At 61.2% G+C, this 13,109-nt stretch carries 10 protein-coding genes; 3 read left to right on the top strand and 7 right to left on the bottom strand.

Annotated features, from left to right (window positions below; genetic code table 11):
- Positions 1 to 22: 22 nt before the first annotated feature.
- The gene (locus tag V3W39_RS09645) at positions 23 to 1,357 is read left to right on the top strand and encodes a HipA domain-containing protein (RefSeq protein ID WP_330212543.1); all 1,335 of its coding nucleotides are present in this window, start codon (positions 23 to 25) and stop codon (positions 1,355 to 1,357) included.
- Positions 1,354 to 1,629 (top strand): helix-turn-helix domain-containing protein, encoded by a 276-nt coding sequence (locus tag V3W39_RS09640; RefSeq protein ID WP_177043661.1) that lies wholly within the window; start codon positions 1,354 to 1,356, stop codon positions 1,627 to 1,629. The genes V3W39_RS09645 and V3W39_RS09640 overlap by 4 nt, the downstream gene beginning before the upstream one ends.
- A 100-nt stretch (positions 1,630 to 1,729) precedes the next feature.
- Here the strand turns inward: V3W39_RS09640 and V3W39_RS09635 are convergent, their stop codons facing one another.
- Genes V3W39_RS09635 through V3W39_RS09625 form a run of 3 tightly spaced genes read right to left on the bottom strand, consistent with a single transcriptional unit; the run spans position 1,730 to position 3,490 of the window.
- Positions 1,730 to 2,401 (bottom strand): GNAT family N-acetyltransferase, encoded by a 672-nt coding sequence (locus V3W39_RS09635; RefSeq protein ID WP_177043662.1) that lies wholly within the window; start codon positions 2,399 to 2,401, stop codon positions 1,730 to 1,732.
- Positions 2,402 to 2,411: 10 nt separating this feature from the next.
- A complete protein-coding gene (locus V3W39_RS09630) occupies positions 2,412 to 2,858 on the bottom strand; it encodes a GNAT family N-acetyltransferase (RefSeq protein WP_259195409.1) in 447 nt (148 codons plus the stop codon).
- A complete protein-coding gene (locus V3W39_RS09625) occupies positions 2,855 to 3,490 on the bottom strand; it encodes an FMN-binding negative transcriptional regulator (RefSeq protein WP_259195410.1) in 636 nt (211 codons plus the stop codon). The genes V3W39_RS09630 and V3W39_RS09625 overlap by 4 nt, the downstream gene beginning before the upstream one ends.
- A 90-nt stretch (positions 3,491 to 3,580) precedes the next feature.
- On the opposite strand from V3W39_RS09625, the gene pdxR reads away from it, so the two are divergent.
- The gene (gene pdxR / locus V3W39_RS09620) at positions 3,581 to 5,143 is read left to right on the top strand and encodes a MocR-like pyridoxine biosynthesis transcription factor PdxR (RefSeq protein ID WP_330212542.1); all 1,563 of its coding nucleotides are present in this window, start codon (positions 3,581 to 3,583) and stop codon (positions 5,141 to 5,143) included.
- A gap of 30 nt (positions 5,144 to 5,173) precedes the next feature.
- Here pdxR and V3W39_RS09615 read toward each other — a convergent pair whose 3' ends face one another.
- From V3W39_RS09615 to V3W39_RS09600, 4 genes are all read right to left on the bottom strand, one after another.
- Positions 5,174 to 6,265 (bottom strand): polyamine ABC transporter substrate-binding protein, encoded by a 1,092-nt coding sequence (locus tag V3W39_RS09615; protein ID WP_177079140.1) that lies wholly within the window; start codon positions 6,263 to 6,265, stop codon positions 5,174 to 5,176.
- Positions 6,262 to 7,296 carry a histone deacetylase family protein gene (locus V3W39_RS09610; RefSeq protein WP_330212541.1) on the bottom strand — a complete coding sequence of 345 codons (1,035 nt, stop codon included), beginning with the start codon at positions 7,294 to 7,296 and terminating at the stop codon, positions 6,262 to 6,264. Before V3W39_RS09610 ends, V3W39_RS09615 begins: the two co-directional genes overlap by 4 nt.
- A 133-nt stretch (positions 7,297 to 7,429) precedes the next feature.
- Positions 7,430 to 8,422 (bottom strand): AraC family transcriptional regulator, encoded by a 993-nt coding sequence (locus tag V3W39_RS09605; RefSeq protein WP_259195413.1) that lies wholly within the window; start codon positions 8,420 to 8,422, stop codon positions 7,430 to 7,432.
- 48 nt (positions 8,423 to 8,470) lie between these two features.
- Positions 8,471 to 13,039 (bottom strand): hypothetical protein, encoded by a 4,569-nt coding sequence (locus V3W39_RS09600; RefSeq protein WP_330212540.1) that lies wholly within the window; start codon positions 13,037 to 13,039, stop codon positions 8,471 to 8,473.
- Positions 13,040 to 13,109 lie beyond the last annotated feature (70 nt).

Raw genomic sequence — 13,109 nt, 5'->3', positions numbered from 1 at the left:
CTATAGGTGCATTAAATTGCAGATGGCGACCACCTACCGATTGATGCTTCAGATATTTGCCAACGGCCGTTGGCATGACGCTGTGCGATTGGAATTTACTGAGCCGCAAAAGGGCTTCGACGGGCCTTGTCAGTTTGCTTATAGGCAGGACTATCTCGTCGAAAATCTTGAGGATATTCAGTTACCTTTTTCCAAAGCCGTTAGTGCGCGAGTGCCTTTGGATTGGGATGTTAAATTTCTGAAGACGGCCCCTGCCTTTCTACACGACATCGCACCTGCGGGTGCGGCAAAGCGATTTCTCATGGCGCATGTCGGTCGAGAGAAGCCTGACTATCTAAGTGCCGATTTATTTTTGCTGGGCCGCAGTACGCCAGCACCGATTGGCAATATGCGAATCAAGGAGTCAGTCGAGGTAGTGGATGACAGGCCTCCCATCGGGTTTCCTCGCAACGAGGTCGTTATACGAGACCAGAATTTCCTGGAGTATGCCTATGAACAAGGCGCGGCTATTGGCGGTGCAAGTGGGGCGGGCGGGGAAGCACCTAAGTTATTGATGGCTGAAGATGCAGAAGGGCTCCTGTATCCGGATGCCATATTGGTTGATGCGGATGTATCTCAACACTGGTTTATCAAGTTTGCCCGCAATAACGCGACCCAGAATGACCAAGACATATTGAGAAGCGAGTTTCACTACTACAAAGCACTCCAGGTACTGGGAATCGAAACGGTTGCCGCCCAGGGGCTTGCATTGGAAGAGGCCGCCAAGCCTAGCCTGTGGATGCACCGCTTTGATCGCAAGGTTACTGATCAAGGAGTCGAGCGTCTTGCTATTGAGTCGATCTACTCCCTGGCGAATGAGGTCATCCCTGGTGCCAGAATGGACCATATGGAGGTGATCCGGTTGTTGGTCAACCAATGGAACAGTGCGGGTCAGGGCGACCAAACAGACGAACTGGTGGCGGAATATCTGCGCCGGGACCTATTGAATAAAATTTTGGGCAACTCAGACAATCATGGACGTAACACTTCGATTATCCGGGGGGAGGACTCGTTGCGACTGGCACCGATTTATGATTTGGCACCCATGGTAATGGACGCTGAAGGTATTCCCCGAACAACCAAGTGGCCAAAAAACTTAGAAGTGGGCGGTCAGATAGATTGGCGCGGGGTGTGCGATGCGTTGGTTGGCATTGTGGATCCCGAACAAGCCTTTGAGCGGTTGCGCAAAGATGCCGATCATTTGCGTGCGTTGCCGGATATTTTGGCGGGCAGTGGGCTGCCGTCAGTCACTATGAACCATCGTCACATCCCCCTCGGGAAGCTTGACCAGCGATTACAGGAGTGGGGGTTGAGATGACGATTACCATTGATGCTCGTGCCCTTTTAATTGAGAGCATTGAGCAAGGGTTAGCGGATGGTTCGCTTGAGATAGGCGAAGCCGTGCGTCGCTTGCGAAACGAAGTCACCGGTCTTCACCAAAGCCAATTCGCCAAGATGTGCAAAATTTCAGTGCGCACCTTGGTACATATCGAACATGGCGAGGGCAATCAGACGCTCAAATCGTTGAATGCGGTATTCAGGCCGTTTGGGTTGAAGATGGGGGTGGTGAAGGTCCGTAGAAATATGTAGGAAAGGCGATGGCGGTGTGTCAGTCGACGCAGTCAGTGACTGAGCCACCGCTATCGCAGGCAAGCCAGCTCCCACAGGTGTTTGGTGGCGTTTTATAGATTCAGGTTCGGCACTCTGCCAGTGTTTTCAATTGACCGGAGCCCGCCTGGTTTGCATCCGACAGCCACGCTTCAAACCCCGCCCCAATCGCTGGCCATTCCCCATCCAGGATCGAATACCACGCGGTATCCCGGTTCTGCCCCTTGACCACCATGTGCTGGCGAAACACCCCTTCAAAGCTGAAGCCCAACCGCTCGGCCGCGTATTTGGAGCGGGCATTGCCGTTGTTGCACTTCCATTCCAGGCGACGGTAACCCTGTTCGAACGAGTACTTGGCCAGCAGGTACACCGCCTCGGTGCTTTTCGGTGAACGTTGCATCGGCGCGCCGAAGGTGACGTGGCCGATTTCGATGCGGCCCTGGGCCGGGACGATGGACATCAGGCTGAGGATGCCCTGTACGTCGCCGCTGGCTTTGTCGATCACGCTGAAGAAGTACGGGTCGCTGTTGGCTGCATGGTTGTTCAGCCAGGCATCGAAGGCGGCGCGCTCCAGAAACGGGCCGTAAGGCAAATAGTCCCACAACTTCGGATCGGCGCCCGGGCCTTGCAGGGCTTGCCACAAACCATCGCCATGGCGGGCCGGGTCGAGTTTTTCGAGGCGGATGAAGCGCCCTTCGATAACGGTCGCGGTGGGCGCCGGAACACCTTTCCAATCGGCCAATGATGTCGACATGCTGCTCTCCTTAAAGACCTTTGCGGAACTGGATAAAGCCGGGGCGTTCGGCGATGCGTTCGTACAGCTGGATGGCGGTGGCGTTGGTCTCGTGGGTCAGCCAGTGGACCTTGCAGCAGCCGTCGGCCTTGGCGGTGGCGTAGACGAATTCGATCAGTTTGCGCCCGACGCCGGTGCCGCGTTGGGCCGGGTCGACCAGCAGGTCCTGCAAGTAGCAGGAGTTTTCAATGCTCCAGTTGGAACGATGGTAGATGAAGTTGACCATGCCCACGGCCTTGCCGTCCTGCCAGGCCAGGGCCGAATGGGTCGGCTCATTGGCGTCGATCAGGCGTTGCCAGGTGTTCTGGCTGACGGCGTCCGGCAGCTCGGTGTTGTAGAAGCGCAGGTAGGCTTGCCACAGGGGCAGCCATGCGGCGTGGTCGGCGGCGGTGACTGGGCGAATCTCGATCTGGCTCATGTTGGCTCCTTGGGAATAAAGCGGGCGAGGGTCTGGTCGCGCACGTCGGTGCTGGCGGCCAACCCTTCGCGAACGCCGGCGATATCCGCCGCGCTGCGGTTCTGGCTGAGTTTGCGTTTGCCTTCCAGGCGCTGGATCGGCAGCGCAAAGCCGACGATGGCCTTGAGCATGCCGTCGATGTAGTCGGCCGGCGCGTCGCTGACTTTCCACGGCTGGGTACGATTGCCTTCGTGGCGGTCGGTGAGGGCGCTGACCAGCGCGAGCAGGCGCTCGGCATCGGTGAACACTTCCCCGGTACCGTAGGCGTGTACCGCGATGTAATTCCAGGTCGGCACCACTTTGCCGTGTTCGGCCTTGGCCGGGTAAAACGCCGGGCTGATGTAGGCCTCGGCGCCAGCAAAAATCACCAGGGCTTCGCTGCCATTCTGCAGGTCCTGCCACTGGCGGTTGGCTTTGGCCATGTGCCCGTACAGCGTGCCGTTGGGGCCTTCGTCGGGGTTTAGCAGCAGCGGCAAGTGGCTGGCTTGCAGGCCTTGCTCGCCACAGGTGATCAGCTGCGCCAGGCGAGTGTGCTGGATCAGTTGCTGGATTTCGGGCAAGTCGTCGAGGGCAAAGGCGCGTGGTGTGTACATGAAGATTTTCCTTGGCGAATGCTTGCATCCTAGGCAGGCTATTGGTTCGTTGTAAGAGCCATCTAGCACCAATTTCATAGGTCCAATGTCATGCCTCCGATTGAGCCACCGTTGTCGTTCAACCCCGCCGGAATTGAACTGGATCGCCGTCAGGGCCTGACGCGCCAGCTTTACCAGGCACTACGCCAGCGGGTGCTGGACGGGCGGCTGGTGAGCGGCACCCGGCTGCCCGCCAGCCGCGACCTGGCGGCGGCGTTGTCGATCTCCCGCAACAGTGTGGTGCGCGCCTACGACCAGCTGTATGCAGAAGGTTTTATCGAAGGTCGGGTCGGTGATGGCACTTACGTCGCGCAGTTGCCGCAAACCCGGGGCGTCGACAAAAAATTATCCACAAAAGTATCCACAGGGTTTTCCACAGGCTTATCCCCAGGGTTATCCACAAATTGGTTGGATTTACCTGTGGTTTCATCCAGCCAGGTTATCCACAGCCCCGCCTTGGAACGGGTGGAAATTAACCATTTGCCCCTCCCGCCGACGGGACCGCCACGGGCGTTTCGGGTGGGCGTGCCGGCCTTTGATCTGTTTCCCTTTGACGTGTGGGCCAAGCTGAATGCGGCTTTCTGGCGCAAGCCGGACCTGCAGCAACTGTGTTATGGCGACCCGGCAGGTGACGAGCGCTTGCGCGGCCTGATCGCTGCGTATTTGCGCAGCTCCAGGGGCATGCAGTGTACGGCTGAGCAAATAGTGATCACCAGTGGCGCACAGCAGGCAATCAGCCTTTGTGCACAGCTGCTGGTGGCGCCGGGGGACAGCGTGGCGGTGGAAAACCCGGGGTACCGCGCCGCAGGCCATGCCTTCGCGATTGCCGGGGCGAAACTTCACGGGGTGGCTGTCGACGGCGAGGGCATCGATTGCACGGCGCTGCATGCCATCGACCAGTGTCGCCTGGCCTATGTCACGCCTTCTCACCAGTACCCGTTGGGCGTGGTGATGAGCCTGGCGCGGCGCCTGGAACTGCTGGCCTGGGCCGAGCGCACCGGGGGCTGGATCATCGAGGACGATTACGACGGCGAGTACCGGTACAGCGGCGCACCGCTGGCGCCGTTGGCGGCGCTGGACCGCAGCGGGCGAGTGCTCTACGTCGGCACCTTCGGCAAGGTGGCGTTTCCGGCATTGCGCCTGGGCTATCTGGTATTGCCCCAGAATTTGGTGCAGGCCTTCGCCCGGCGCCGGGCGGTGGATGTGCGCCATTCCGAGGTCAGTACCCAGGCGGTGATGGCCGAGTTCATGGCGGCCGGGCATTTCCAGCGGCATGTGCGCCGCATGCGCCGCGCCGCCTTGAGCCGTTTGAACACCTTGCTTGGCGAATGGCCCGAGGGCATCGACGGCATTGGCAAACTGCCCAGTGTGGCGGCCGGCTTGCACCTGACGGTGCCGGTGGATGATCTGGCCCGGGAGCGGGTTCTGGTTGCCCAGGCCGCAGCGGTGGGTGTGGAAATCAACGGGCTGAGCAGCTATTGGTTGCCCGACTCCAGCCCCTTGCCCGACCGGCATGCCGGGCTGGTCCTGGGCTTCGCCGCCGTGCCTGAAGCGCAAATCAGCCTCGCGCTGAGCCGCTTGGGCCAGGCATGGGCATCCGCGGTAGTGAGTTAGCGGCACCCGCAGGTGCCGCCATTGCGCCGGTCAGGTGCCGGATTTGATCTTGGTCCAGGCCCGCGTACGTGCGCGCTCGGCATCACGGCCCAGGGGTTTCAAGGTATACAGCGTGGCCATGGCCGCCTCGGTGGGGTACAGGTTGGGGTTGTTGCGAATGGCCGGGTCCACCAGGCTGGTGGCGTCCTTGTTGGGGTTGGGGTAACCGACAAAATCGCTGATCGGCGCGATCACAGCCGGTTGCAGCAGGTAGTTGATAAAGGTGTAAGCGTCTTCCGGATCTCTTGCTCCCTTGGGAATCGCGAGCATGTCGAACCAGATCGGCGCGCCTTCCTTGGGCAGGCGCATGTCCACGGTCACGCCGTTCTTCGCTTCTTTGGCACGGTTGGCGGCCTGGGAGAAACTGCCGGAATAACCGACGGCCACGCAGATGTCACCGTTGGCAATATCAGCCATGTACTTGGACGAGTGAAAGTAGGTGATGTACGGGCGGATTTTCATCAGCAGCGCTTCGGCTTTGACATAGTCCGCCGGGTTACTGCTGTTGGGGTCCAGGCCCAGGTGCTGCAAGGCCAGCGGCAGGATCTCCGACGGCGAATCCAGCAGCGCCACACCGCACTGCTTGAGCTTGCTGATGTTCTCTTCGTTGAAGATCAGGTCCCAGCTGTCCACTGGCGCATTTGCACCGAGCGCGGCCTTGACCTTGTCCGGGTTGAAGCCGATGAGGATGGTGCCGTACATGTAGGGCACGGCGAATTTGTTGCCGGGGTCGTTGGCCTCGATCAGCTTCATCAGCTTGGGATCGAGGTGGTTCCAGTTCGGCAGTTTGCTGCGGTCCAGAGGCTGGAACACCGAGGCTTCGATCTGCTTGGCCAGGAACACGTTGGACGGCACCACCACGTCATAGCCGGAGTTGCCGGTCAGCAGCTTGGCTTCCAGGGCTTCGTTGGTGTCGAAGATGTCGTAGACCAGTTTGACCTTGGGGTTCTGGGCCTTGAAGTCTTCCAGGGCCTTGGGGGTGATGTAGTCGAACCAGTTGTAGACCCGCAGGGTGGTTTCTTCGGCGTGTGCCACACCGCTGAACACCGCGGCGCACAGGACCAGATGCTTGAGCATGTTCATGATGCTGCCCCCTCAAACCCTTCAAGAACGTTGACGGCGTTGATGCCGATTTCTTCGACGGCGTAGCCGCCTTCCATCACAAACAGGGTCGGCTTGCCCAGTTGGGCGATGCGCGCGCCCATGGCCAGGTAGTCCGGGCTGTCGAGCTTGAACTGCGAGATCGGGTCGTCCTTGAACGTGTCGACACCCAGGGACACCACCACGATGTCGGCGCCATAGCGCTGGATTTCCTCACAGGCCTGTTCCAGCGCCGCACTCCAGATATCCCAGCCCGAACCGGCCGGCAGCGGATAGTTGAAGTTGAATCCTTCGCCCGGGCCTTCCCCCGGCTCATCGGCGTAACCCAGGAAGAACGGAAACTCCGCTTCCGGGTGGCCGTGGATCGAGGTGAACAGCACGTCGCTGCGTTCGTAGAAGATCGATTGGGTGCCGTTGCCGTGGTGGTAGTCCACGTCAAGAATCGCGACCTTTTTGTGGCCCTGGTCGAGAAACGCCTGGGCGGCGATGGCGGCGTTGTTGAGGTAGCAATAGCCGCCCATCAAGTCGCTGGCAGCGTGATGCCCGGGCGGGCGACACAGCGCGAACGCACTGCGGGCGCCTTGCTGGATCGCTTGTTGGGCGGTCAGTGCCACCTGGGCTGCGCTGTAGGCGGCTTGCCAGGTGCCGGCGGTAATCGGCGCGCCGCCGTCGAAGCTGTAATAGCCAAGTTGGCCGTGCAGGCTGGTGGGAATCACCTTGCGCAAGGTGCGGGCGGGCCAGGTGTAGGGCAGCAAGTCGCCGTCCTGGTTAAATTCCGTCCAGCGTTGCCAGGCGCCTTTGAAGAAGTCCAGGTAGGCCGGGCTGTGGATACGTTGCAGCGGTGCCAGGCCGAAGTCGTGTGGCGCATGCACCGGGCCCAGCTCGCGGTCCTTGACCCGTTGCAGCACATGGTCGGCGCGGGAGGGCATTTCAAAGCAGGGCATCAACTGCCCGTCCATCAACTCGCAGCGGCCGTGGTGCAGGTGGTGATCGTCTGAATAGATCGTCAGCATATTGTTGTTCTCCGCAGGCTGTATCGGTGCATGCAGTCTTGCGGCGGGCAGGGTTTATGAGAACGGCAGGAGCGGCCAAAAGGGGATAAATACGGCCAATGTGTGTGACCGCAATTCGCCCCTCAATGGGGCGTCATGCGCGAAATTGGCTCGGCGCCACGCCGCTCCAGCGTACAAATGCGTGGCGGAAGCTGGCGGTCTCGCTGAAACCCAGGGTTTCGGCGATCCGATAGATCGGCAGCTCATCCTCCCCGAGCAACTGCTTGGCCCGCTCGAAGCGTAGCTCGTCGAGCAGTTCCTGGTAGCTGCAACCCTGTTCGTGCAGGTGCCTGCGCAGGGTGCGCGCCGAGCAGTTCATCTGTTGGGCCAACCCCTCAAGGCCGGGCGCGGCCTGCAATTGGCCGGCGAGCACTTGGCGGATTCGGCCCAGCCACGCCTGGCGGCCGGTGAACTCCAGGTTCTGCTTGCGGCAACGCTCGGCCATGGCTTGGTGGGTAACGGCGTCGGCCAGTGGCAACGGCTGGTCGAGCCAGCGTCTGTCGAAGGCAAAGGCATTGGCGGTGGCTTGAAACTGCAACGGGCAGTCGAAGCGTTCGCGGTAGCGCGCCTGATAATCCGGCGCGTCGTATTCAAAGCGCGCACCGAGCAATGGCAGCGGATGGCCCAGCAAGTCGTCGCAGATGACTTTCAGGGAGACCAGGCAGAACTCGACGTTGAAGGTTTCCAGCGCCGGGTTCTCCCGGTAATCGCCGGCGCTGAACCAGATGCGCTCGCCGTCTTCCACCAGGCTCAGCTCGAAAAGTGTTCCCAACAGCGCCGGATAACGCAGGGCCAGGCGCAAAGCGTCACCGAAGGTGGCACTGGTAAGCAGGGCATAACCGAGCATGCCGTAGGACGAAACGTGCATGCGCCGGCCCAGTTCCAGGCCGATATCCCGCTGCAACGCCACGGCATTGGCGCACACCCGCATCTCCTGGTTGGTGGTGATGCGGGTGTCGGCGCGGCTCAAGTCCGCCGGGCAGATGCCGCTGCCGGCGAGCAGGGTTTCAGCGGGCAGGCCCAGGTGCTTGAACGCGTCGAGTACCAGCGAGACGGCATTGAGGGTGGTGAGGTGGGAGTGCAGCATGCGGGGTTCCAGGCAAGGGTTGCCTGGAACCGAGCAAGTTGTGTGCCGTCACTCCGCCCCGAAGAACACTCGCCTTGCCTGTTCCAGGCTGATTTCACTGCGGTAGAAGTCGATCTTCTGTTGATCGCTCAGATTTGGGATGTGGTTGGCGTCCGCACCTTGGCGCACTTCTTCCGGGGTTTTAAGGCGTGCCGAGATAAATGACTTGGCCATGGTCCACGCGGCTGAATAGTGAAAGTGTGCGTACCAGAGGAGCATGTGGGTGCTGCGTTCGCTGATGGTGTACACGTCCAGATAGTCGGTCGGCCCCTTGCGCTGGCGGTTGACGGTTTTTTTGATGCTGATCTCATTTTTGCTTTTGAGCCACTCAATGCCCTCGACGGTGGGTGGCCGTTGCTTGATGGTGAGCAGCCGGTAGCTGCTGGCCTCCTCATACAGCTTCTTCACCGCAGTGCTGAGCTGTTTGCCCACGGTGGCGGCCGAGCGTGTCTCGCTTTCGGTGGCATTGCTCTGGGTAAGGGCGTGCTCGACGGCGTCGTTGGCCCGCTCCAGCGACATGGCATGCTGGTGCAGCATGTATTCGATGCCGGACGCGGTGCGGGTAGCCTCGCTGATCTGGGTACTGGCGCGTTGATTGAATGCCGGCAACCCGTCAAGCAATGCCTGGCCGGCGTCGATACTGGCCGGCAGGTCGAGCGCTGGAGCCGGCGTTGCGGAGGGCTTGATTTGCTGGACCCATTGCCCGGGCTGTTTCTCATGAAAGGTCGCCATCACTTGCTGGGTCAGCGGTGAGCGAATGTCCACCATGTCGGTCTCCAGCCCCGCCGGCGTCAGACGCGGCTCGCCGATGAGCACGCCGTTGTAGCGTGTGTTGATGAATTTCTTCTTGGGCCTGGGGGGCGTGGGAGGCGGGGTCGGGCGGCTTCTGAGGGATTCTCGGTCAGTGTGCAGCATGCCCAGCTCGATCAATGCCCGTCGAGCATAGATGCCGATCTGCTCACGCAAGCGCGCAATCGGCTGGTCCTGGGCCTGGTCGGGGAAGTCTTCCTGGAAGTCCTGCAAGCGTTCGTCGAGCGTCTTGAACTGCTCGATCAGGCTGTTGAGGGTTTCGATGCGTTCGTCGAGCCGTGCTTCGCTGCGTTCCTCCAGAGTATCGCGCAGGCTCTGCACGGCGATTTCGGCGGTATCGACAATGCGGTCGATGGCCACCCAGGCGTCTGGTGCGCTGGCTGTGCTGTTCTCGGACAAACACAAATTGCGCGCCAGGGTGACTTGCAGGGCGTTGAGGTCCTCGCGGGTGTACGCGGGCATCAGGCGTTTGGTGTACTGGATCAGTTGCAACCCTTCCCGTGCCAACCCCTGGAGACGGATGAAACGCGACTGCACGTAATCCAGGCGCGCGATCATGTCGCGGTTCATCTCGCTCATCTGCCGGGCGTCCGCGACATGCCGCTGTTGCGGGGATTCGGCTTGGATTTCGATCTGGTTGAGGACGGTCCTGAGCTTGGGCGTAAAGGTGGTAAGGGCTTCGGTAATGCCGGCCTGTGAGAGGTCCAGTTGCGCCTTCAGGTAGCCCAGGGCTTGTTGCTGATAGTTCGTCACCGGCGCAAAGACATTCAGAGTCTGCAGTTGCGTCAGTGCGGTTTCGTAGTCCTGGCGCTGGTTTTCCAGAGTGGCCAGGTACAGCCGGCGATGGGTGGCTTGCGCGGAGGTGGACGGCGCGTCGGCCATGGCATTCTGGACTTGTTGCAGATGGGTTTGGGCGGCGGTTTTTTCGCGCTCGAACTTCTCCAGCTTGGCACGCACCTCAAGGGCTTTCAGGCTCGCCACGTCCTTGGCCTTTTTGGTCTTGAGCTTGGGACCGCCACCACGCAGGCGCAGGCGCGTATCGATAAACCATTCGCCCTTGGCATTGTTGATCAGGGGTGGGCCGTTATGGCCTGGCTGTTTCGGGTCGATGATGACGACGGTATCGCCTTCATCCACCGTGACCTCAAACCAGCGCGGCCCCACCGGGGCATACCATTTTGGCCCCAGGGGGTAGAGATGCGTGTAGGCACCGGTGGCGGTGTTCTGGCTGCCCAGGCCTTGAGGCTTGCTGACTTTGATGCTGTCCAGCCGCTTCGCCAGGCTGCTTGCGGTGAGTGTTATGGCACCGCCGGTGTACAGGGATTGTGGATGATCGTGCGGCAGTTCGGGGCCGCTGATGTCCTTGAGTTGTTTCACATCCAGCGCGACGGGGGCGGCAGATACCGGCTTCTCGGCAGAGCTTGCGGGCAAACGGCGCCTGGCGGGCTGGGTGCGACGCACAGCGTGCAAGGTGATCGCCATGCCCAGGTTCATCAGCAGTTCAACGAGGGCCGCCCAGCGCTCCTGGTCTTTAGGGCGCTGCTGGGCGTCGACGACCTGTTGCAGTTGGTCCATGACTTGCCAGACCCACGCGGCGGCGCCCGCGGTACTGCCCAGAAATGGCAGCGCGGCATTCAGCGCCAGCCAGCCGGCGTGCTTGAAGGTGGCCCAGCGGTTTTCTGCATTCGACACCGATTGGCGGTCGGCCAACTCCACCAGCGCATTGGCGTTGGCCTTGAACAGGCTGGCGAGCAGGTCGCCGTTGAGCGGCGTGCCGCCGAGGCTCATGGGGCCGCTCATAATGAGCAGTTTGGCCGGGTCCACCAGAAAACGCACAACCGCCCACGGCGACGGCAATTGCCCCGGGAAGGTGTAGTTGGCGTAGTCATTGCGCACGGCCTCTGGCAGCCAGGCGAGCACTGCGTCCCGCAGGTCGAGGTCCTGGGTTATCGCGTAAAGCAGGTTGGTGGGTGACGGATATTGGATCAGCGGCGGTTCGAACAGCGGGCGATACAACAGGCACGGGCCAGTGCTTGGGTCCTGGGGGCCGATGACATACATATTCGCCACCTCATCGGCGGCGCCGCCGTCCCGGCGCAAGGGCAAAAAGGCCAGGGGCCGCAAGACGATGGGTTGGCCGTCTACCTGGCGGTCGGCGTCCAGTGGCTCCATCAGTGCCGCCACATACCGATAGCCGCGCTCGTCGATGCCGGACTGCCCGAGAATCTTGTACTGCAGGGCCAGCAATGGCAGTTGGATGCGCAGGTGCTGGCTGTACAGGGCTTGCCGGCGTGCCGATTCCTGCGGGTCGTCCAGCAGTTTTTGCTTGATCAGCAGGGGGTATTGGCGGCCGATATCGACCTGGCTTACGAGGCTTTCCACATAGTCCGTGGACAACCACTCGGGCACGCTGCGCGCGTTGTGCAGCACCAGGCTCTTGTTGCCCAAGGGCAGGGCGATCAGGTTTTGCAGCGCCAGGTCGACCAGGCTGAAGGTGGCCGTCTCGACCTTGCCAGGCACCGTGAACAGCCCCCAGACCACCTGGCTTTGCACGCGAATCTCGAGGTCGCCGAGGGTGAGCGCTGCGGCGTCGGCATGTTGCGCAATCATCTGCGTGCGCAGCGCATCGAGGGTGTACTCGCGCAGCGGCGCGATACCTTCCTGATAGGACGCGCCGGCGTTAGTGCTGTGCAGCGCCGCCAGCTCCTTGAGGTGTCTGGAGTACAACGCCATGTCGCTGCTGGACGCGCTCTTCAACCACTCGGGCAGCGCGTCCTGATACCACTGGATGTCCGGGCCATTGGAGGGAGTCAGGGTCTCGACTGCGGGCGGGGAACTTAGCGTCACGCCGTTGGCATCACCTTGGCGCATGGCGGAAAAATCAATCGCGCCGATGGCCTCGAGCTGGATTGCAATCAGCGCGCAGGCCTGCTGGTCGAAGAAGTTGCCGTCGGGTTCGAACAGTCGCCATTGCAGGGGCGCGTCGGACCCCGAGGCGATCACATACCGCGGCAAGGCCTTGCCCAGCTCCGCCAGGGAGTCGAATCGTTCATAACCGTGCAGCAGCGAGTACGTGAGAATAATCGTGCGGGTTTCATGGGTGCCGGCCAGTACTGCGATTGGCAGTACCTTGAGGCTGCTGGTATCTGTCTCCACACCTTGCCCAATATCGATCAGGCAGGCTTTGCAGGCGAACGGATCGCCCGTCCGGTTCAGGCGGTCGGGGTTGTTGAACAGCTGGCGCGCCATGTCGAAGTCCTTGCCTTTCCAGTTGGGGGCCGTGGTCACATCCCACATGTTGCGCAGGCAGGTGGACAGCATCTGCCACTGCGGCGCCATGCCGTTGCGGGTGTTCCAGAAGGCGAGCTGCTGCTCCTGATAAGCGCTGAGCATCACCGGCGCCAGCAGGTTGATCAGGTTACCGACCTCGCTGATGCGCACCGGCAAATGCACGGCCGGTACGGTAATGGGCTGTTGGGTGAGGAAGTGTTCACTCTCAATGAACACGCTTGGTACAGCAAGTACGGCCTGTATGGCGAGCACGTCGGTCAGCGCCTGGTAGTGCGCGGGGGCAGGCAGGATCTGATCGTCCACGATGTGCCAGGCGGGTGTGCAGACCAGGGTGATATCTGGGTCGATAGCCAGCGTCGGATATAAGTCCCGCAGCGATTGACGCAGCAGCGTTGCGGCGATTTCGCGGAAGGAGGGGCCGAGGCGCAGTTGGGTCAGCAAGGCGTCGGCGGCGTTGGAGTGGGTGGGTGAGGTCATGGGCGTGCCTGTCATGCGCATAGGGAAACCCGAGGCAAGACCTCGGGGTTTCCATGCTAAGCAGCGGCGC

Origin of the sequence: Pseudomonas sp. Z18(2022) (assembly GCF_036346535.1) — a bacterium.
GTDB lineage: Bacteria > Pseudomonadota > Gammaproteobacteria > Pseudomonadales > Pseudomonadaceae > Aquipseudomonas > Aquipseudomonas yamanorum_A.
This window is presented reverse-complemented; position numbering and strand designations above follow the sequence as displayed.